The sequence below is a fragment of the Nostoc sp. DedQUE09 genome, assembly GCF_034530915.1.
Classification (GTDB): domain Bacteria; phylum Cyanobacteriota; class Cyanobacteriia; order Cyanobacteriales; family Nostocaceae; genus Nostoc.
On record NZ_JAVRCE010000010.1, the window covers coordinates 140,468 to 163,581 of the forward strand.

Consider the following 23,114-nt stretch of genomic DNA (forward strand, 5'->3'; position numbering starts at 1 on the left):
AATTTTATATAAAGTTATGAATTCACTAAAATCAACAAATAATCAACTAATAACTGGTAACTGTCTATTTTGTGGAACAGGGTTACAGCATACCTTTGTAGATTTAGGTATGTCTCCTCCCTGCGAAAGTTATCGCAGTCTGAAACAACTCAATGAAGTAGAGCCATTTTATCCTCTACATGTCTATGTTTGTGAAGAATGTTTTTTAGTTCAACTCCAAGAATACATTAGCCCAGAAAATATTTTTAGCGACTACGCTTATTTCTCTTCCTACTCTGATAGCTGGTTGCAACACGCCAAGAAATATGTTGATTTGGTAGTAGAACGTTTCCAATTAAACCAGGAAAGTCAGGTAATAGAAATTGCTAGTAATGATGGCTACTTGCTGCAATACTTCGTTGCCAAAAGCATCCCGGCGCTGGGAATAGAGCCAGCAGCAAATGTTGCTGAGGTAGCAATTCAAAAAGGTATTCCTACAATTGTCAAATTTTTTGGACAGAAAACAGCGCAAGAACAGGTTGCTAAGGGTAAACAGGCAGATTTATTACTAGGGAATAATGTCCTTGCTCACACCCCATATCTGAATGATTTTGTCAAGGGAATGAAAATTATCCTCAAACCGCATGGTGTAATTACTATGGAATTTCCCCACTTGATGCGGTTAATTGAGGAAAATCAGTTTGATACTATTTACCATGAGCATTTCTCTTATTTTTCCTTTCTTACCGTAGACAAGATTTTTGCTGCTCACGGGTTGACAGTTTTTGATGTAGAAGAATTAACTACTCATGGTGGTTCTTTGAGAATTTATGCGCGCCACAGTGAAGACTCTTCTAAACCCGTTACTCAGCAAGTATCAGAACTGAAAAATAGAGAAGAAGCAGCTGGTTTTACGCAATTAGAATACTATTTTTCTTTTGGAGAACAAGTTAAAGAAACTAAACGCAACTTATTAGATTTTTTGATCAAAGTTAAGCGAGAAGGAAAATCGATTGTTGGTTACGGTGCACCAGGTAAGGGAAATACTCTCTTAAACTATTGCGGTATCCGCACAGATTTTCTTGACTATACAGTAGACCGTAACCCTTATAAACAGGGTCAATTTTTACCAGGAACTCATATTCCAATTTTTCATCCAGACAAAATTGCCGAAACAAAACCTGACTATATACTAATATTACCCTGGAATCTGAAAAATGAAATTATGATACAAATGGCTTACATTCGGGATTGGGGAGGCCAATTTGTTGTACCAATTCCTGAAGTTAATGTCTACTCTTAAGTATTTAGTATTTTTGATTGTCAAAAAATCGTTAAAAAGGGGTAAGTGACATGAAAGTAGTTTTATTTTGCGGTGGTTTAGGAGCCAGAATGAGAGAATACTCAGAAAGTATTCCTAAGCCAATGGTGAATATTGGTTATCGACCAATATTATGGCATGTAATGAAATACTATGCTCACTATGGACACAAAGATTTTATTTTATGCCTTGGTTACAAGTCTGACCTAATTAAAAGCTATTTTTTGAATTACAATGAATGGCTTTCTAATAACTTTAGCCTTTCTAACGGTAGCCAAATTCAGTTGTTTAATCGAGATATCCAAGACTGGAATATTACATTTGTAGATACAGGGTTAACTGCCAACATTGGTCAAAGATTCAAAGCAGTAGAAAAGTATCTAGAAGGAGAAGAAGTATTTTTAGCTAATTATAGTGATGGTTTGACAGATTTACATTTACCAACGTATATCAATAATTTTTATCAACGTGATAAAATTGGTAGTTTTTTATGTGTCAGACCAAGCCAAACTTTTCACTTAGTTGACATGCAAGAGGATGGTTTGGTAAAAAATATCCAAGATGTAAAGCAATGTGATATTTGGATTAATGGAGGGTATTTTATCTTTAAAAAAGAGATTTTTAACTATATAAATTATGGTGAAGAACTGGTCATGGAGCCTTTTCAAAGATTGATTGCTAGAGAAGAACTTTTTGCATATAAATACACTGGCTTTTTCGGAGTAATGGATACGTTTAAAGAAAAACAACAGTTGGATGATATGTATGCTCAAGGCCAAAGACCTTGGGAAGTTTGGGGAGATGAACAAGTACAAGTCGACCATGTATGATCCAACTTAGTTTGAATAAAACAGAAGAATCTGAGTACAAAATTCTTTGTCTAGGTTCTCATTGTGATGATATTGAGATAGGTTGTGGAGGCACAATCTTAAAGCTGATAGAGAATTACCAAGATGTTGTTATCTATTGGGTTGTCTTTAGTTCCAATGAGCAAAGAGCAGAGGAAGCAACCACAAGTGCTAATCTCTTTTTAAAAGAAATTCCGGTCAAGAAAATTATCATTAAAAATTTTCGAGATGGCTTTCTACCTTTTCAGGGAATAGAGGTGAAGGAATGTTTTGAGCAGTTAAAGCAAGAATTTTCACCAGATATAATCTTTACTCATCACCGAGACGATCGCCACCAAGATCACCGCTTAATTTCTGAGTTAACTTGGAATACATTTAGAAATCATTTAATTTTGGAATATGAAATACCCAAATATGATGGTGATTTGGGTATTCCTAATTTTTTTGTTCATTTAAATGAAACACTCTGCCGCCGAAAAATTCAATATATTTTGGATGCGTTCCCTACCCAGAGTAATAAGCAGTGGTTTACAGAAGAGACTTTTCGTTCCATTCTCAGAATTCGCGGGATTGAATCAAACTCACCGGGGAAATATGCGGAAGCCTTTTATTGTCGAAAAATGTTTTTCTAAAAGATTAGAATTTTAATTTTTTCTCATAATTTGTAACATTTATGATCTTTACTGAAACTAAAATAAAAGAAGCATTTATTGTTGATTTAGAGTTGCATCAAGATATTCGCGGCTTTTTTACTCGGACTTTTTGCGTTCAGGAATTTCAAAATCGTGGTTTAAAACCGACTATTGCCCAATGCAATTTATCTTTTAACTATAAAAAAGGAACGTTGCGGGGTATGCACTATCAGATGCCTCCTTCTCAGGAAACAAAATTGGTGCGTTGTATCAGGGGAGCGATTTATGATGTAATTATCGATTTGCGTCCAGATTCTCCTAGCTATTTATCTCATATTGGTATAGAGTTGACGGCTGAAAATCGCCTTGCTCTCTATATCCCAGATAGGTGTGCTCATGGGTTCCAAACCCTTGCTGACGAAACCGAAGTGGCTTATCAAATGGGTGACTTATATGCACCAGAATATGCTACTGGCTATCGCTACGACGATCCAGCCTTTGGCATTGAATGGCCTCTACCTGTGACTGAAATTTCGGAAAAAGATAGGGCTTGGAGTTTATTTGAATCGACCAAAATTGTAACGCCTATGACTTAGGCTTTTAAAAGGATTCTACTTATGGTTGCAGTTGATATCAAAAATTCTTTTAACCTCAAGGATATCAGTCTAGAGCTTTACCAACTAATTTCTGATTTATACCCCATTTGCCGTAGTATTACAGGTGATGGTTTTAGAGAAACTTTAAAAATTCTTCAGCAGCATCTTCCTTTGTCAGTTCATGAAGTACCGACAGGAACAGAGGTATTTGATTGGACAGTTCCTAATGAGTGGAATATTAAAGATGCCTATATTAAAAACTCTCAAGGTGAAAAGATTGTAGATTTTACTAATTCAAATTTGCACGTTGTTAACTATAGTATTCCCATACATCAAAAAATATCTCTTCAAGAACTTAAATCGCATCTATTTACACTTGTCGATTATCCTGATTGGATTCCTTACCGAACTTCATATTACAAGGAAAGTTGGGGTTTTTGCCTGACTCACAATCAGTATTTGCAACTAGAAGATGAAGAATATGAAGTATGTATTGATTCTTCTCTAAAACCAGGTTATTTGACTTATGGAGAGTATTATATTCCCGGAGACAGTACTGATGAAGTCTTGATTTCTTGCCATGCCTGTCATCCTTCACTCTGTAATGATAATCTTTCGGGAATTGCGATCGCTACTTTTCTCGCTAAATATTTAAGTCAAACTACACCAAGATATTCCTATAGATTTCTTTGGATTCCCGGAACTATTGGTTCAATTACATGGTTGGCTGTCAATGAAGCTAAAGTCAATAACATTAAACATGGCTTGGTATTAACTTGTTTAGGAGATTCAGGCAACTTTACTTACAAAAAAAGCCGTCGAGGTGACACTGAAATCGATAAAGTTGCTGTTTATGTACTCAAAAACTCAACACAAGATCACAAAATTATAGATTTCTTCCCCTATGGCTATGATGAGCGACAATATTGCTCACCTGGATTTAATTTAGCTGTAGGTTGCTTCATGCGATCGCCTCATGGTAGTTTTCCTGAATACCATACCTCAGCAGACGATTTAAATTTCGTTCAACCCCAATATCTTGCTGAGTCATTCTTTCAATGTCATTCGATGTTGCATATCCTCAACAATAATGAAATCTACTACAACAAAAATCCCAAATGTGAGCCACAGTTAGGTAAAAGAGGAATATATCGGGCAGTTGGTGGTAACAAAGATAGCGGGCTAAATGAAATGGCAATCCTGTGGGTTTTAAATTTATCTGACGGTCAGCATACTCTATTGGATATTGCAGAAAAGTCGGGAATGTCATTTGATGCGATTAAATCTGCTGCCGATACATTATCAACACATGACTTATTAACAATTAAAACCAACTAAGTTTGGAAAAGATTGGGAAAATCAAATTCGCTACGACACAAACGTAGGCAAGCCCTTCTCACTAGGTAGTCTCAAAGAAGATCCAAGCTTTAAAACCCCTGGAGATGGGTCAATACTTTTCGGATAAACCCAATAATCTCTCTTTTAGTCTGGGGAAGGGTTACTGGGCTTGCGAGAAAGGTAGATTCAAACCCTTTCCCTTTCCCCTTCCCCCCAAAAACCGAGAAGTATTGGGAGATGGGTTTGATGTGTGTAACCGCAAATTCTATTTGCTAGGGCTACCAATTAATTTTTATATATTATTATCCTCAACAGTTATGTGAGAATACTTATTTTGTATGGATATATTTAATGTTATTTTTACATTATACTTATAATTACTGCCCGAAAAGTAGCTTAACTTTATAATTTAGAATATACTTCACCTCTTCACTATTACTGGGAAAAATATCCTATTTAACTTCATCATTACTTAAACTAAATGTCATTACTTATACCATTGTAAGAGCAGTTTAGATGATTGATATTAGAGAAGTAGTTTAAAAACATACCTTGTCTAGTACATGAATAAAAAATGGGCTGTTAAACGACTTACAATTAATCTCACATCAGGCGAGGCACAAAAGCTTGAACAATACTGTTCAACGACTGGCAGACCAGCAACTGATGTAATTCGCGAGTTAATTCGCTCTCTTTATCCTAAAGATGAAAAAGCCTCTGAAAGCTCATGAATCAGACTGCAAAAAAGTGAAAAAGGATAAGTACATCTTAATTTGTCAGTGAAATATGCTGCTTAACAGTTATCAGCTAACAGTGAATCCCTATAACTAAAGTTAGGGAATTTAAATAAGAATACTCTCTTACAAAGTTCAGAGCTGAGGAAATCTTCGCTCTGACTTTTGCTTTGGATATGGTGCAATCATCTTGATACACTTGCATAATTAAAAATATCAAATTAATTGAATAAAAGGTAGAATTCAGTATCAAAATGTTCTTACTATAGGAATCCGGTTTGATTACTGAAATCACTTGGCTTAGTAGGCAATAGGCAAGAGAATTTCAGAAGATTAAGGTGTACCGAATTTTTTTCAAAAATCAAATATGAGTCCTATAGCTTACTTACCTGTAGCGGTAGTGAGCCTACAAGTGTTTTGTAAACCACCAAATTTCAAGTTTTGTGGGTGTCTTTAAGCAGTAATTTATCCATTTTTTCGCGCAGAATACCCTTCTTGTATCTGGCTTCGCTCCTGAACTATTTTTTGACAATTAGTAATATTACTGATCTTTTCGGAAAAAATTTAAGTTAGATATGGTACTTACCACTTATTTACTTATACTTTCCAAAGTATTAAGAATTTAATTCCTAATTTATTTAATTACAAATAATGCTTAGAAAAACCTTGGTTATAAATCAGCCGAAGGTAAGCAATTCCTTGGGCGAACTCAGGATTTTTGCTGGATTTATAACACTCAGCTTTGCGATCGCCGCAATATTGTGTAACTATCAGGATGCAATCGCCCAAACTCCTGAACCTCAGACATTACCCCCAAGTCGGTTAGATGATCTTCCTGAGACTCCGTTACCGTCGGATGTGCTACCCAAGCCACCAGACGAGAATCAATTGCTTCCATCCCTAAAACTACCGAATCAGCTGATTCTGGAGCAGAATGACCCCAATACCAAATTTCGGGTCGATCGCATTGAAGTTGTGGGCAGTACAGTTTTCAAAGCAGAACAGTTTGCCGCTATCACAAATCCCTTTGTGGGACGGGAACTGACATTTGCAGACTTGTTGCAAGTTAAAGATGCCATCACCAAGCTTTACACTGATAACGGCTATGTCACCACAGGCGCATTGATTACACCCCAGACAATAGAAGCTGGGACTATCAAAATCCAGGTGATTGAGGGTAGTTTGCAAGAAATTAAGATTGTCGGTAATAGGCGATTACACACTCAATACATTCGCGATCGCATCAAACTTGGTGCAGGTAAGCCCTTAAATGTACCACGTTTAATAGAAAAGCTGCAATTACTCCGTCTCAATCCGCGGATTCAAAACCTGTCAGCCGAGTTGCAGACAGGCGTGCAACCCGGAACCAATGTGTTGCAAGTGGAGGTTAAAGAAGCAGAAACATTTAAACTGACAGCAAGCCTGGATAATGGGCGATCGCCAAGTGTGGGCAGTTTTCGTCGGGGAGTGGATTTGCAAGAAGCCAATTTATTGGGTTTGGGCGATACCCTGAGCGTGGGATACGCCAATACCGATGGCAGTAATACAATCAATGTCAATTACACGCTGCCGATTAATGCCCGTAATGGCACTGTATCCTTCGGTTTTAGCCAAGGATGGAACCACGTGATTGAAGAACCATTCAGTGTCCTTGATATCCAGTCAAATACCCGCTCTTACGAATTGAGCTATCGGCAACCACTGGTGCAAAAACCAACCCAAGAGTTGGCGGTGGGGCTATCGTTCTCCCGCCAGTCAAGCCAAACTGAGTTAGGTCTTGATAACATTGGGCCGTTTCGACTCTCCCCAGGTGCAGATGCAAACGGAAAAACCAATATTTCTGCCCTGCGCTTTTTTCAAGAATATACCCAGCGAAGCAACCAGTATGTATTTGCGGCGCGATCGCAATTGAGTTTTGGTGTAGATTGGTTCGATGCTAATGTCAGTGAGAATGAACCAGATAGCCGCTTTTTCGCGTGGCGGGGACAGGCGCAGTGGGTGCGGCAATTAGCACCGGATACTCTATTTTTAGCTAGGGGCGACTTCCAATTGGCAGCAGATTCCTTAGTACCTTTGGAGCAATTTGGTCTTGGTGGACAGTTAAGTGTCCGGGGCTATCGCCAAGACGCATTACTCACAGATAATGGTCTGTTATTTTCGGCGGAGTTTCGAGTTCCAATTGTCCGCGCTGCCAAAATTGGCGGAGTGTTGCAACTGACACCCTTCGTTGATGTAGGTAAAGGCTGGAATACCAAAGGCGAAAATCCATCACCGAGTACGCTTGTTAGTACTGGATTGGGGCTGTTATGGAAACAGGGTGATGACTTCTTGGCCCGTATAGATTGGGGCATTCCTTTGATTTCAGTGGACGGGGAAAAGCGATCGCTCCAGGAAAATGGACTGTACTTCTCAATAAGTTATTCAGCGTTTTGAGGCAATCAATAATCCTTAAGGCAAAATTGAGTTAACTGCGGCTCAACCAACCCGTGTACAACCATATTTAACCTGTGGTGCGAACTTAAATTCCAACAATTGCAATGCCTGCGGCAAGTTTCGTTTTCAGAAAGCTACACCAAGATAACTACTAAAACTGTTGATGCTGTTCAAACACAATACCCTTTAGGGAACCCTATATATATTAAGTATTGATAGAAAGTGAGCGATGAAAGCACCCTCTGTTTGCTGGGGTTTGATCGATATAATGCTGACAGGTGGGATGCTCCTTTGGTGTACCTCTGTGAGTGCCCAGCTAACTCCCGATGGCACCCTCAATACTACTGTTTCCCAAAGCGGTAATAACTTCACCATTACTAATGGTAGTGCCGCCAACAGTAACTTATTTCACAGTTTCCAGCAGTTTTCGGTTCCCACTGGTGGTTCGGCTACTTTTGATTTAGTAAACACGCCCAACATTTCTACCATCTTCAGCCGTGTTACCGGCGGTAATATTTCTAACATTGATGGCTTGATTCAGACGATTAACGGCAACAACCCCGTTAGTCTTTTCTTGATCAACCCTAGTGGGATCATCTTTGGAGCCAATGCCCAACTAAACATTGGGGGTTCGTTTATTGGTACCACTGCCAGCAGTATTAAATTTGCCGATGGCGCTGAGTTTAGTGTAATTAATTCTGAACCTGCCCCCTTGTTGAGTATCAATGTTCCCATTGGGTTGCAACTGGGTAACAATCCCGCACCCATCAACATTCAAGGTACAGGACATACTTTGAGGAATGTCAGTGGATTGGCTCTGCTTCCTCCGATTCAGACTCCCAGTTCTACAAAACTGCGGGTACAGCCGGGAAACACCCTAGCTTTAGTGGGTGGCGACATACATCTAAATGGGGCAAACCTAGTCGCTGAAAGAGGGCGAGTTGAATTGGGTAGTGTAAGTGGAACAGCATTGGTCAACCTGATACCAACCGCACAGGGCTATACACTGGGATATGGGAATGTACAAAGCTTTGGCGATATTCAATTGGCACAGCGATCGCTATTAGATATCAGCGGTGTGAATGCAGGTTCCGTTCAAATTCAGGGTAGGCAAATTCAATTCACCGATGGCTCTCTAGTACTGGCGCAAAATTTTGGCAATCTCCCCGGCGGTGACATTCGCCTTCAGGCTACAGAGGCGGTTGATTTGATTGGCAAAACAACTGATGGCACAATTCAGAGCGGAGTGCGTAGTAATGCTTTTGGTATGGGAGCTAGTGGGAATATCAGCGTTATTACTCCCAACTTCACTATCAAGTCGGGAGCGGGGTTGAATAGCACAACTTTTGGAAAAGCTCCCAGTGGCAATATTTACATTGATGCAACCGCCATTGAACTGTCTGGCTTTTCACCCAATAATCCTGCTGATGTCACCACAGTCAACACTACTACACTAGGCACTGGGAATGCTGGTGATGTTTTTGTCAATAGCAATAGTCTACTAGTATCAAGCGGTGCCTCACTATCTTCGGCTACCTTTGGCAGTGGTTCTAGCGGTAAAGTGACGATTCGCAACACCAACACCACGGTGATAGGAGAAAGTCCCTCTGGACTTTACAGCAACATTAGCTCAACTACATTTGCAACCGGAAGTGCCAAAACCTTGACCCTGAATACTGCAAGATTGCAAATTCTGGATGGGGGAGCAGTTGCTACCACCTCATTTTTTGCAGGTAATGGGGGAGATTTGAGTATCAATGCTACTGAAGCGATCGCAATCAATGGTCAAGGTCGGGCAACTAATAGTAGCATTAACGCCTCCACCATCCGACCCGATGCTTTATTGCGGAAACGATTCGGTCTGCCAGATATATTAACGGCGAATGCCGGTACTTTGAGCATTACCACACCGAACTTAACGCTGACGAATGGCGGGACAGTCAGTGTCACCAGTCAAGGTAGTGGAAATGGTGGCAATATTAATATCAGTGCAGATGCCATCCAATTAAAGAATCAAGGCTTTATTCAAGCACAAACAGAATCCGGTAATGGTGGCAATATTAAATTGTCCGCTAAAAACCTGTTGCTTCTACAAGAAAATAGCCAGATAACCTCAACAGCTGGCGGTTCAGGGAATGGAGGTAATATAAACATCAATGCACCTATCATCGTTGGCTTAAAAAACAGCGACATTATTGCCAATGCAGTACGAGGCAGAGGTGGTAATATCCAAATCACCACTCAAGGCATCTTTGGGCTGAAGTTCCGCAACCAACTCACTCCAGAAAGTGACATCACCGCCAGTTCCCAATTTGGGGTAAGTGGCACGGTTCAAGTTAATACTATCGGTATCGATCCAAATTCGGGTTTAGTGGAACTGCCTGCAAATGTCACTGATCCATCCCAGCAAATTGCTACAGGCTGCGCAGGCAGTGAAGGCAGCCGCTTTGTGGCAACGGGACGAGGTGGTGTGCCGCAAAATCCTAATCAGGTGACGAGTGATGTCTACGACGGGCTACGCCTACGCACTTGGTCTGATATCCGCAATCTAACTGCATACCGCAAAACAGGCGAAGTGATAGCCCAAATACCCACAAAAGAGGCAGTTATTGTCCAGGCTACAGGTTGGCGACGTAATACACAAGGAAAAATTGAGTTAATTACAGATAAATCTCCTACTCAGGCGCAACAATCATTAACCTGTGCTGCTGTTCCTAAAAGTTAATGATGTTATAAATAATGCTCTAAAAGGGAACACTAACTTGAAATCAGGTTAAGGAAGTTTTTTGTGATGAGAGCCGTACCCTTTCTATTGATATTAATAACTGGGTTATTTACTTCAGAGATGATGCTAAAGGCAATACTCCCTTGGAGTGGCTCTGCTAGCGCACAGGTGACATCCGACGGTACAACGAACACCATTATTAACTCAAATGGTAATAATTTCACAATTCTGAATGGGAGTGCAAAAGATAATAATTTATTTCACAGCTTCAATAATTTCTCTGTACCTACGGGTGGTTCAGCAAGATTCGATTTAATTAACACACCAAATATTACAACTATATTCAGTCGGGTTACAGGTGGAAATGTTTCCAATATTGATGGGTTAATTAGCACGCTTAATAGTAATAACGCGGTAAGTTTGTTTTTGATGAATCCTGCGGGGATTGTGTTTGGGGCAAATGCCCGCTTGAATATTGGTGGCTCCTTTGTGGGGACGACGGCGAATAGTATTAACTTTGCCGATGGGACGGAATTTAGTGCTGTGAATACTTCGGGTACTCCTTTGCTGACTATAAGTGTACCTGTGGGTTTGCAACTTGGGGCAAATGCTGGAGCGATACAAGTTCAAGGGGCAGACTTGCGAGTTAAAACCGGACAAACACTAGCATTAGTTGGTAGTCAAATCGACATGACAGGCGCAAAACTGACGGCACCAAATGGACATATCGAACTATGGGCTGTGCAGAATGCTGGGATTAAAATGGAAAATCAAGCTCAATGGCAACTGACGAGTCCTGTGGCTACGACAAATTGGGGCACAATTACGTTACAAAAAGCTTCATTGGTTGATGCAAGTGGAATTAACGGGGGTGCAATTAACATCCGTGGACGTGGGTTGACGGTGCAGGATGGGTCGAATATTAGTTCTACCACCTTTGCTGGGCAAGGTAAGGGAATTACTGTCAACACCACAGACTTTGTTGATCTGCTGGGTGTTTCTCTCCCAGGACAATTTAATCCTGGCATTGGAACTTCTTTAGGTGTCTTTTTTGGGCCTCCAGCAACTGGACAAGCTGGAGATGTAACAGTAGAGACAGGACGCTTAAAGTTAGCAAATGGAGCTTGGCTTCAGTCCTCTTCTAATGGCAACAATTCTCGATCGGGAGATGTAACTGTTCGGGCTTCAGATGTAGAGGTGGTAGGTTCTCATCCATTTTTTGCAATCCCCACCTCGATTACCACCACTCTCTTTGGTGGCAAGAACAATCAGAGTGGAAATATTTCCATCGAAACAAATCGAATGCGGGTGCAAGATGGTGGAATCGTCAGTACATCTTTGATACCCTTTAACGGTATCTCTCCTCCCACGGGCAAGGCTGGAAATATCTCAATCCGAGCAACTGAGAGCCTTGATATCTCCGGATACACACCCTCTCTACTACTGTCTGGAGTAGGTACGAGAATTGGTCAAACAGAAGGAGACGCGGGAAATATCTCAATCGATGTTGGACGTTTGCATCTCTTTAATGGTGGGTCTATCCGCAGTACTTTATCAGGAAAAGGGAAAGCGGGAAATATCACCATTCACGCGCAAGAGGTAGCAGTTAGCGATCCAGTAATTGATGTTATCAGCAAATTACCTGGTGGCATTACTGTTTCCGTGGGTGATAATTCAGTAGGTTCAGGTGGAAATATCGCCTTAACTGCTGACAACCTACGGCTTTTTAATGGAGGACAGATCACCTCTTCCAGCCAGGGTCAGGCAAATGCTGGGAATATTAACTTACAAGTTAAAAACCTTGATATCCAGGGTATGTCTCAACCTTTAACTAACGGTCAAATTGTGCCCAGTACGATCGCAGCATCTTCAACAACTAATTTTAACGCCGGAACCATAGATATTACATCTGATACAGTTAAAGTACGTAATGGTGCGGAAGTGACCGTGAGCAATATAGGAGGCGGAGATGCAGGTAATTTGAATATTACAGCCAATAATATTTTCCTCGACAATAAAGCCAGTTTGCGATCGGAAGTCAAAGGAGGTAGTCAAGGTAACATTGACCTCCAAGCAAATGATGTTTTGCTGTTACGTCGTGGCAGTAATATTACAACTAATGCCACTGGTACTTCTACCGGAGGTAACATTGATATTACTGCTGGAGCTATTATTGCCCTTCCTGACGAAGATAGCGATATCGTTGCCAATGCGGTACTCGGAAGCGGTGGAAATATTCAAATCACCACTCAAGGCATCTTTGGGCTGAAATTCCGTCCCCAACTCACCCCAGAAAGTGATATCACCGCCAGTTCCCAATTTGGGGTCAGTGGCACGGTTCAAGTTAATACTATCGGTATCGATCCAAATTCCGGCTTAGTCGAACTACCAGTAAATGTCACCGATCCATCCCAGCAAATTGCTACAGGCTGCGCGGGCAGTGAAGGCAGCCGCTTTGTGGCAACGGGACGAGGTGGTGTGCCGCAAAATCCTAATCAGGTGACGAGTGATGTCTACGACGGGCTACGCCTACGCACTTGGTCTGATATCCGCAATCTAACTGCATACCGCAAAACAGGCGAAGTGATAGCCCAAATACCCACAAAAGAGGCAGTTATTGTCCAGGCTACAGGTTGGCGACGTAATACACAAGGAAAAATTGAGTTAATTGCAACTCAATCAGACGCTCATGTGCAACAGCCCTTAACTTGTGCTGCGGTTCCCAAGAGTTAATTTGCTCAGGAATCTTATAACCAAGTCGATTAAATTTTAAAGTGATATAGTATACAGTTATCTAAACTATTTTAGTGATAATTACTTATGTTTTTCCAAATTAAACAACTTCGTTGGCTATATATCAGTCTGAGTATTTTGAGCTTGTGTTTGGCAATAACCATTACACCTAGTAGAGCGTCTCTGCCAGTACCAACAACTTCTACCCTGAATGTGTCAGCATCCACTTCTCAACCGACCAATTGGCTAGAACAGGGACGAAACCTCTACCATTCAGGACGCTTTGCTGAAGCAGTGACGATTTGGCAAACGGCAGCACAACAGTATCATACTCAAGGCGATCGCCAGGGCGAAGCTCTCAGTTTAAGTTACCTATCACTGACACAACAGGAGCTTAATCAATGGCAAGCAGCCCAACAGTCTATTGAGCAAAGTCTGAAACTGTTACAAATAGCTAAACCCTCAGCTGATGCAATTCTCTGGGCACAAGCACTCAATACCCAAGCAAATTTGCAATTGCACACTGGCAAAGCCGAAACCGCCCTCGAAAGTTGGCAACAAGCTCAAAAATTTTATGAGCAAGCAGGCGACACAATGGGAAGCCTGGGTAGTCAAATCAACCAGGCACAAGCTTTACAAACTTTAGGATTTTACCGCCGTTCTAAACAACAGTTAGAAGCACTGGCTCAAAAACTCCAAGGGATGCCGGATAATGAAATCAAAGTCAGTGGACTGCGATCGCTTGGTTTAGCCTTGCAAATAATTGGTGACTCTGGTACAAGTCAACAGATTTTAGAGCAAAGTTTAGCGATCGCACAGAAAATTGCAGCTAAACCCCATTTGAGTTCTATCCTTATAAGCCTGGGACAAACTGCCGTTGACTTGCAAGATCCAGAATCAGCATTAGATTACTTTGAACAGGCTCAACTCTTAACAACTAACCCAAGCGATCAATTACAAGCACGTTTAGCTCAGTTCAAACTTTTCCTCAATTACGACAAACTGGAGTTTGCTAACCCACTGGCACCTCAACTACTCCAACAACTCCGAGAACTGCCCCCCAGCCACACCTCACTCTACGCAGCGATCAATTTTGTTGCCACTCTCAACCACCAGTCAAATTCTGACCAAATTCTACCCCTGAAAGATTTGGCGCAACTGATGGCAGTCACAGTCAAATCTGCACAGCAAATTCAAGATACTCAAGCTGAAGCTCATGCACTAAATCAGTGGGGAAAACTCTATCAGCGTACACAGCAGTTATCTGAAGCACAGGAGTTAACTCAGAAATCCCTCAACATTTCCCGCCAACTCCAAGCCAACGATATCATTGCTCAATCTGCTTGGCAGGTGGGACAGTTGCATAAACAACAAGGCGATCGCTCAAAAGCGATTACTGCCTATACAGAAGCAGTCAACGCTTTAAAGGCACTGCGGGGAGATTTGGTGGCTATCAACCCTGATGTCCAGTTCTCTTTTCGCACCAGTGTGGAGCCGATCTACCGAGAACTGGTTGATTTACTTCTAGAGAATCAACCTAGTCAAGCAGAACTAATCCAAGCTCGTGAATTGATTGAGGCACTGCAAATTGCGGAACTCGATAACTTTTTTCGGGAAGCCTGTTTAGATAAAACTCAACAGATTGATCGGGTTGATCCCACTGCAACCGTCATTTATCCGATTATCTTGCCAGATCGTTTAACAGTAATTCTCTCTAAAGCAGGGCAACCTCTCCGTTCTTATGTCACTCATAAATCGCAAGCTGAAATTGAGCAGACTCTAGACAATTTTTTGGTTGCTCTTAACCCTGTCTCAGATTCTAAAAACCGAGATCGATTATCTCAAGAAATTTATAGTTGGTTGATTCGTCCAGAGGAAGCAGAGCAAGCATTTATTGATACCAAAACATTGGTGTTTGTTTTGGATGGTCGATTGCGGAATATTCCCATAGCAGCTCTTTTTGACGGTAAGCAATATCTGATCGAGAAGTATGCTGTAGCGCTCTCACCAGGATTGCAACTGATGGCGACGCGATCGCAAAACCACATCAGTGCGATCGTCGGTGGCATTAGCCAATCTCGCGCTGGCTTTAGTGCTTTGCCCGCTGTTGAATCAGAAGTGAAACAAATCTCAAAGGCGGTATCTTCTAGGATGTTACTGAATCAGGAATTTACCAGTCAAGCCCTTGCTGAACGTGTGAAATCTAGTAGTGCAGGTATTGTCCACCTAGCAACCCACGGACAGTTTAGTTCTCGCCTCGAAGACACCTTCTTGCTCACTTGGGATGGACAAGTCAATGTTAAAGAATTATCTGAACTCCTGAAAAATCGGGGTAGCGATCCCTCAAAAGCTATCGAGTTGCTGGTACTAAGTGCCTGCGATACTGCCGCAGGTGACGATCGCGCCGTCCTGGGACTGGCGGGCTTGGCTGTCAAATCCGGCGCTCGTTCAACTATCGCCACCCTATGGCCCGTCAAAGATCGGGCAGCCGCGATGCTCATGACTCGCTTCTATGACCAACTCCGACAACCCAAAATCACTAAAGCCGAAGCACTAAGACAAGCACAAATTAGCCTAATTCGCCAAACTGATTTCCACGAACCGTTCTTTTGGTCTGGCTTTGTTTTGATCGGCAACTGGATTTAGCTAAGTAATAAGACGGACTTTATTGCAAATAACTTAGGCTATTTTTTACAGCGCTTGATATCAAGTTCGCCTATACTTCTAGTAGAAGTTCCTTGATTTTACTCTTACTTAGACTTATTCTCTGAGCTTCTGACCATAGTCGAAAGAAACGTATTTTGTTTGTATCACATTTCAATGACATAAGGAAAAAGATCATGAAACGTCGATATTTAGCTAGTACATTGAGCGTCATCGCTCTGATCGCTAGCAGTACATGGACTACTGCCCTTGCTGTTACATTTACCCCACCCCCCAACAGTAGCTCTCCTAGACAAGCAACCGGAGGAGCTTCTCGCGGTAGTATCTTTACCCCTGCTGTCGGCAAAGGTGCGCCCAGACAAGCAACTGGAGGAGCTTCTCGCGGTAGTATGTTTGCCCCTGCTGCCGGTAAAGGTGCGCCCAGACAAGCAACTGGAGGCGCTTCCCGTGGCAACCTCTTTACACCTGCCATCGGGAAAGGTACGCCCAGACAGGCAACTGGAGGAGCTTCTCGTGGCAACCTCTTTACACCTGCTGTCGGCAAAGGTACGCTCAGACAGGCAACTGGAGGAGCTTCTCGCGGCAAGCTATTTACACCTGCCGCAGGCAAAGGCGCTCCCCAACAAGCAAGTGCGGGTGCTTCTCGCGTTGGTACTTACTACTTGAATCCATCAATTACAAATACAACGCAACCAGCAGCGCTAATCGCCCTCTTGCCCCAAAATTTCTATGGCACAACAGTGTCTGAACGCCCCACAATCTTGGTGTATCTACCAGCTTCCAATGCCGAAGAAGCAGTGTTCAGCCTCAAAGATGAAGCTGGCAATATGCAACATCAGATGAACATTTCAGTTGCAGGCAAAACTGGGGTAATCGCGATCGAATTACCAGCTAATGCACCCGCTTTAGCCGTTGGTAAAAACTATCAATGGTTCCTAGCACTGAAAGTAGATGGTCAACTCAGTCCGAGTACGCCTTACGTCGATGGTTGGATTCAGCGTATCCAGCCCAGTGCTGAGTTGGCAACAGCAATCCAAGAGCAAGATGCTTTGAAGCGAGCTACTATTTTGGGTAAAAACGGTGTTTGGTATGACTGTGTAGCAACACTTGCATCGGTATACACTGCTCAACCTAACAATGCAACTCTCCGCAAACAATGGGAAGAACTTCTATCCTCAGTAAGTTTGAAGGAGATTGTAACAGCGAACTTATTAGCATCTACTAACTAATCCCAATTTGGGCATTAGGTATGGGAAGAGACAAGGTAGACAAAGAAGAAACTTGTTCAATAATTCCCCCTTATTTCCTTTGTTCCCCTCTTCTTACTCCTCATTACCTCTTATCCCCAGAGGGAACCCTACCTTCCCCAATCCCCATTGCATGACACAAATATGTGGCGCAGATTCCAGGCTTTTATCCAACGTACTCGCAGCGTTTTGATTATTACTCCCAGCGTTGCCTTGACGGTTATAGTTGGGCAATCGTTGGGACTTTTCAATTTACCGGAATGGAAAATTCGCGACGAATGGGTTCGTCAGCGATCTTCACAGGCGATGCCTATGGCGGGCTACGCCTACGCAGATGAGATTGTGATTGTTACAATCGAGGAACGCGATATCCAATCGGTGCGTAAATGGCCAGTTCCAGACTGGGCGCTGGCACGATTACTAGAAAAAATCCGGGCGCAGCAGCCAAGAGCCATTGGTTTGGATCTCTATCGAGATTTACCGGAAGGAAGCGGACACGAGCAACTTGTTCAAGTCTTTCGCAACACTCCCAATTTAATCGGTGTTGAGAAAATTACCGGCGAACGCGTCAATCCCCCACCGGAATTGAAAAAACAGGATCGGGTAGGATTAGCAGATTTAGTCTTAGATGGCGATCGCTTTATACGTCGCGCCCTCTTGACAGCTGAAGATGCCAAAGAAAAAAACACCATTAAGGCCGGACTAGCAACCCTTGTAGCCCTAAAGTACCTTGAAGCTGAAAAAATTAGCTTAGAAAGCATTGACCCCCAACAGCAAAAGTTTAAGTTGGGTAAGCAAATTTACTTACCACTGCAAAATCAGGAAGCAGGTTATACCGATGCCGATTTAGGAGGCTATCAAATTCTGCTCAATTGGCATGGAACAGATGCCGCATTTCGGACAGTTGCGATGCGCGATGTGTTAGCAGGGAAAATTCCGGTAGATTTGATGCGCGATCGCATGGTATTTATTGGATCAATTGCCTCCAGTACCAATGATTTCTTCAGTACACCCTTCTCTTCCTGGATCTCTGCTCAAAAACCGACTCCAGGTGTGGTTGTTCATGCCAATATTGCTCATCAACTAGTACGAGGAGCAAAAACAGGAAATGCCAGTCTGCACGGTGTTTCTGGCATTTCTTTATCACTCTGGATTGTTTTGTCGTCTGTCATTGGTTCTACAGGCAGTTGGTTGTTATCCAGTAGCAAGCTGCGGATACCCGGCGGCAAAATTCTTTGGGCAACTGTAGGCATCAGTGGAGCCTATATATGGGGTGGCTATGGGATGTTTTTGTATGGTGTTTTAATTCCGGTAACACCCACCTTAACCGCGTTTATCGGTAGTGTGATTGCAACAACTAATGCCTATAAACAGCGCAAGTTAGAAGAAACCAATCGCCAACTAGAAATTGCCAACAGTCAACTATTGGATTATTCCAAAACCCTAGAGACAAAAGTCGAAGAACGCACTCATGAATTAGTAGAGGCAAAGCAAGCTGCCGATGCTGCCAATCAGGCCAAGAGTGAGTTTCTCGCCAACATGAGCCACGAACTACGTACACCTCTCAATGGCATCCTTGGTTTTGCCCAGGTACTAAAAGGATCGCCAAACATGACAGCTAAAAACCTAGAAGGAGTCAGCATTATCTACCAATGTGGCTCGCATCTTTTGATGCTGATCAATGACATTCTCGATCTCTCGAAGATAGAAGCAAGGAAATTGGATTTAGTTGTCACTAGTGTGCATCTGCCCAGTTTCTTACATGGTGTGACTGAGATTTGTGGTATCCGGGCTGAACAAAAAGGAATTAAATTTAATATCTTAATTAGCGATCGCCTACCACTGGCCGTTGAAGTTGATGAAAAACGGCTGCGGCAAGTGTTAATTAATTTGCTGGGCAACGCGATCAAATTTACAGACAACGGTAGTGTAACGTTCAAAGTGGAAGTCATTAGTCAAGAGTCTAAACAAACGACTAATGACAATGGACAAATGACACATCAAAAGATTCGTTTTCAGATTGAAGATACGGGTATTGGTATGTCACCAGACCAACTGGAGAAAATCTTTTTGCCCTTTGAGCAAGTGGGTGAAGCAGGACAACGATCTGAAGGTACTGGCTTGGGATTGGCCATTAGCCAAAAAATTGCAGTGTTGATGGGGAGCCAAATTCAGGTGCAGAGTCACTTGGGTGAAGGAAGTCTGTTTTGGCTGGATTTGACAGTATCAGTACCATTCGATCATGACTGGCTTGGAGGAGAGAAGTTTATAACGGATTACACTCTAACTCCCCAGAAAATTACCGGGATTCAGGGTAGTGCGCCTCAGATTCTGATTGTCGATGACGATCGCATCCACTGTTCTATGTTGACCAATCTGCTGCAAGAAATTGGCTGTCGAACCCTAGAAGCAACCGATGGCAAACATGGGCTACAAGTAGCAATTGAACACAATCCTGATGTGATTCTACTCGATTTAGCCATGCCCAATATGGATGGTTTTGAGCTAATGGTTCACCTGCAAGCGAATCCACAAACCTGTTCTATTCCGATTATCGTCTCTAGTGCCAGCGTTTTTGAGTCAAATCGTCAGCGGAGTTTAGAGGCAGGGGCAACAGCATTTTTACCCAAACCTCTCCAGATTGACGAACTACTCAATAGATTGCGATCGCTCTTGGGAGTGGAATGGATGTATGCTGAATCTTCGCCTCCCCAAGGTGAGCAGATTACTGGTAGTGAATGGGTTCTACCATCCCAAGATGTTTTGCAACAACTCTATCATTTGGCAATGATGGGAGATATCTCGGCGATTGAGGGAATGTTAAGAGAACTAATTGAGGAAAACAGTCAACTAGCTCCCTTCGCAGCAGAGTTAAGCAAACTCACAGCCAATTTCCAAACCGGAAAAATCCGTAAGTTACTCAAATCATTTGTCACAACGGAGTTACATCCATGATCGCTGTTCCGATCTCGAAACCCATACATATTCTATTAGTGGATGACAATCCAAACAATCTCAAGGTGCTATCTGAAGCTATTCAGAGGTGTGGCTGGAAAGCCCTGATGGCAACAGATGGAGAGTCAGCGATCGAACAAACAGAATATGCTCATCCCGATCTGATTCTTTTGGATGTAATGATGGCAGGTATTGATGGATTTGAAACTTGTCGCAGACTGAAAACCAATCCGATCACCCAGAATATTCCGGTGATTTTCATGACTGCCCTATCCGATTCTACAGACAAGGTAGCCGGACTGGAAATAGGTGCAGTTGACTACATTACCAAACCCTTCCAACACGAAGAAGTCATTGCCCGGTTAAAGTTACACCTCAAAATTTCCCATCTCACTCGCACACTAGAAGAACGTGTGCAAGAACGCACCGCAGAATTAACTCAATCTCTACAGGAGTTACAGCAAACCCAACTACAAATGATCCAGAGTGAAAAAATGTCCACTTTAGGACAGATGGTTGCAGGTATTGGTCATGAGATTAATAATCCTGTTGGTTTTGTTGGCGGAAATTTATCTTATATTGAGGAACATGTAAATAATCTACTTCGCCTGGTGAGCCTGCAACAGCAGAAGCTACCGCAGCTAGACTCGGAAATTCAAGAGCTTCTTGAAGAAATTGACTTGGAGTATCTGGCAGAGGATCTGCCGAAGCTACTGGCATCAATGCACCAAGGAATTACCCGTCTTAAAGATATCAGTTTGTCTCTAAGAACTTTTACTCGCGCAGATATTTCATCTCAGGTAAAGTTCCAGATTCACGAAGGAATCGATAGCACCTTAATGCTGTTGAAACATCGACTCAAAGGTAATGGCGATCGCACTAAAATCCAGGTTGTCACACAATATGGTGAGTTACCTCCAATCAATTGCTATCCCGGACAACTGAACCAGGTGTTCATGAATATCATCGCCAATGCCATTGATGCATTTGATGAAGTTCATCAAAACAATTGCGATCGAGATATAGCTGCTTGCCCGAACATCATCACCATTACCACATCGGTTGATCCCCAACAAAAAACCGTCACAATTTGCATCCAAGATAACGGCCCCGGTATGCTTGCTGAGGTGCAATCTCGAATTTTTGAGCAATCTTTCACAACCAAGGCTGTGGGTAAGGGAACCGGCCTGGGATTAGCGATCAGCTACCAAATTATTGTTGACAAACACAACGGACAAATCAAATGCTTGTCAACACCTGGTGAGGGGACAAAATTTATTATTACTCTGCCGATGTAGTTTCTATGCCAAAACCTCCAGCTTCGATATGACGAACTAGCGATTGAATAATGGGTGTAGCAATACTAATACCAAATAAAGCATTGAAGCCTGCAACAACAACTGGTGCTGACAAAATAACTGTAAATTCTGGAAATAAAGCTAACACAGCCACCAAGACTAAAAAAACAATTGGTGTCGCAATACCTGCTGCCTTTGCTGCTTCAAAAATTAGATTTTTATACTCTTGAACAGTAATATCGCCCCGATAAAGATCCAAAGAGTAAGAAATCGCCGTGACTACAACCTGAGTAAGAATAGCTGTTCCTGTTGCAGTAATCCCAAGTTTCGCGATCGTCCCAGAATTGCTGACAATAGAATCTACCGCATTATAAACCCGAATATAAAACTGTTCGCCAACGGTCATGACTTTGGCTCCTCGGCGGAGATTATCAACACCTACTTCCCAAAGGATATTATCAGCAGCATTCGATCCACCTTTGGAACGTGGATTGATGTGGCTACCATGCTTATCTCTAAGAAATTGACGAATTGTATATTCTTTACCTCCAAGCTTTGATGTGCCAGGAATTTTCTCAAAAAGCTTCATGACATCTGCATCAGAGCGAGGTAAGTCTCCTACCCGAACACCAGCACGATATCTTAGCCTATTTGCAATCTTGGGCATCTCTTGGGCTAATTCGGCAGCTGTCTTTGGTAAATTTTGTAAAGCATCAGCCATAACCATGCTAGATGCAGCAACTCCAACAGCAGTTTGTTGAAATGTTTGACTAACATTTTGAACAGTTTGAAAACCTGATTGTCTTGCGATGGTTGACAAACTTTGTAAATCATTAACTGCATGGACACTTGAAGTAGTCATCTCGCTAGTAGTATTCTTAATTCCATCAACTACCTCATTCATTCCATTTACTACATTGTTGGCTGCTTCTTGAGCTTTATCTCTAACCGTATCTGCCAACTTTTGTGCTTCGTTGATAAAATCCATGTTTTCTGCCGTGGAGTGTTTGCTCCAGTTTCTCTTTCTCAAACTAAGAAGCACCTCAGCATTCATGACGAATTTACTTCCAAAATTTTTAAAGAGATAGTAATCACTTTATATTGTTTGTGTTTATTACTTTTAAAAACTTAGCTATTTTAGCAGTTTGATTCCTTCAGTCCGATCGCTCTCTGCTTTCGATTATTTTTGTAGCTTACCAACTTTAAATCTGCTATAGCAATCACAATTGAAAAGTGAGAAAATACTGAAATAAAAACTACCTATTTACAAGCTTTTCAGCCATTTTCTTTCTCACAATTGATTTAGGATTGCTATATATCTCTTGTTTCTGAAAGCGATCGCCGATTATTACCATTGAGCTTCAAAACTCGGAACATGAAGAGTACTGAGTTCCGAGTGCTGTTAGCGGATAGCTAGGGTTGAGCCAGTGCTGAGTTGAAAGATCACCCACAAGAGGCTTTGCTCTTACCAAGTGCGAAAGTACTGAGTACTCTCCTTCTTACTCAACACTCAATACTCAGCACTCAGCACTCAGCACTCAGCACTCAGCACTCAACACTCAACACTCAACACTCAACACTCAGCACTCAGCACTCAGCACTCAGCACTCA

14 protein-coding genes are annotated in these 23,114 nt (G+C 42.2%); 13 read left to right on the plus strand and 1 reads right to left on the minus strand.

What is annotated here, in order from left to right; translation table 11 throughout:
• Window positions 1–16 precede the first annotated feature (16 nt).
• The 13 genes from RMY27_RS09210 to RMY27_RS09270 all read left to right on the plus strand — a co-directional run bounded on the left by RMY27_RS09210 (window position 17) and on the right by RMY27_RS09270 (window position 21,503).
• Window positions 17–1,282, plus strand: coding sequence for a class I SAM-dependent methyltransferase (locus tag RMY27_RS09210; protein WP_322662441.1), 1,266 nt, complete (start codon window positions 17–19; stop codon window positions 1,280–1,282).
• 50 nt (window positions 1,283–1,332) lie between these two features.
• Window positions 1,333–2,130 carry a sugar phosphate nucleotidyltransferase gene (locus RMY27_RS09215; RefSeq protein WP_322662443.1) on the plus strand — a complete coding sequence of 266 codons (798 nt, stop codon included), beginning with the start codon at window positions 1,333–1,335 and terminating at the stop codon, window positions 2,128–2,130.
• Window positions 2,127–2,780: a PIG-L deacetylase family protein gene (locus RMY27_RS09220; RefSeq protein ID WP_322662445.1), complete on the plus strand. Its 654-nt coding sequence runs from the start codon at window positions 2,127–2,129 to the stop codon at window positions 2,778–2,780. The genes RMY27_RS09215 and RMY27_RS09220 overlap by 4 nt, the downstream gene beginning before the upstream one ends.
• A gap of 41 nt (window positions 2,781–2,821) precedes the next feature.
• The gene (gene rfbC / locus RMY27_RS09225; RefSeq protein ID WP_322662447.1) at window positions 2,822–3,376 is read left to right on the plus strand and encodes a dTDP-4-dehydrorhamnose 3,5-epimerase; all 555 of its coding nucleotides are present in this window, start codon (window positions 2,822–2,824) and stop codon (window positions 3,374–3,376) included.
• 21 nt (window positions 3,377–3,397) lie between these two features.
• Window positions 3,398–4,714, plus strand: a complete 1,317-nt coding sequence (locus RMY27_RS09230; RefSeq protein WP_322662449.1) for a DUF4910 domain-containing protein — start codon at window positions 3,398–3,400, stop codon at window positions 4,712–4,714.
• A 563-nt stretch (window positions 4,715–5,277) separates the two neighbouring features.
• Complete coding sequence (locus RMY27_RS09235) at window positions 5,278–5,445, plus strand: CopG family transcriptional regulator (RefSeq protein ID WP_322662451.1); 168 nt, start codon at window positions 5,278–5,280, stop codon at window positions 5,443–5,445.
• 654 nt (window positions 5,446–6,099) lie between these two features.
• Window positions 6,100–7,881, plus strand: coding sequence for a ShlB/FhaC/HecB family hemolysin secretion/activation protein (locus RMY27_RS09240; RefSeq protein ID WP_322662453.1), 1,782 nt, complete (start codon window positions 6,100–6,102; stop codon window positions 7,879–7,881).
• Window positions 7,882–8,110: 229 nt separating this feature from the next.
• Window positions 8,111–10,606 (plus strand): S-layer family protein, encoded by a 2,496-nt coding sequence (locus RMY27_RS09245; protein ID WP_322662455.1) that lies wholly within the window; start codon window positions 8,111–8,113, stop codon window positions 10,604–10,606.
• Window positions 10,607–10,672: 66 nt separating this feature from the next.
• A complete protein-coding gene (locus RMY27_RS09250; RefSeq protein ID WP_322662456.1) occupies window positions 10,673–13,339 on the plus strand; it encodes an S-layer family protein in 2,667 nt (888 codons plus the stop codon).
• A gap of 87 nt (window positions 13,340–13,426) precedes the next feature.
• Window positions 13,427–15,985, plus strand: coding sequence for a CHAT domain-containing protein (locus RMY27_RS09255; RefSeq protein WP_322662458.1), 2,559 nt, complete (start codon window positions 13,427–13,429; stop codon window positions 15,983–15,985).
• A 194-nt stretch (window positions 15,986–16,179) separates the two neighbouring features.
• Complete coding sequence (locus RMY27_RS09260) at window positions 16,180–17,232, plus strand: DUF928 domain-containing protein (protein WP_322662460.1); 1,053 nt, start codon at window positions 16,180–16,182, stop codon at window positions 17,230–17,232.
• Between the two features lie 162 nt (window positions 17,233–17,394).
• Window positions 17,395–20,205, plus strand: a complete 2,811-nt coding sequence (locus RMY27_RS09265) for a CHASE2 domain-containing protein (protein WP_322662462.1) — start codon at window positions 17,395–17,397, stop codon at window positions 20,203–20,205.
• Window positions 20,202–21,503 carry a response regulator gene (locus tag RMY27_RS09270; protein WP_322662464.1) on the plus strand — a complete coding sequence of 434 codons (1,302 nt, stop codon included), beginning with the start codon at window positions 20,202–20,204 and terminating at the stop codon, window positions 21,501–21,503. Before RMY27_RS09265 ends, RMY27_RS09270 begins: the two co-directional genes overlap by 4 nt.
• On the opposite strand, the gene RMY27_RS09275 is transcribed toward RMY27_RS09270, so the two are convergent.
• On the minus strand, window positions 21,487–22,491 hold the full coding sequence (locus RMY27_RS09275; RefSeq protein ID WP_322662466.1) for an HNH endonuclease: 1,005 nt from the start codon (window positions 22,489–22,491) through the stop codon (window positions 21,487–21,489). The genes RMY27_RS09270 and RMY27_RS09275 overlap by 17 nt on opposite strands.
• Between the last annotated feature and the right edge of the window lie 623 nt (window positions 22,492–23,114).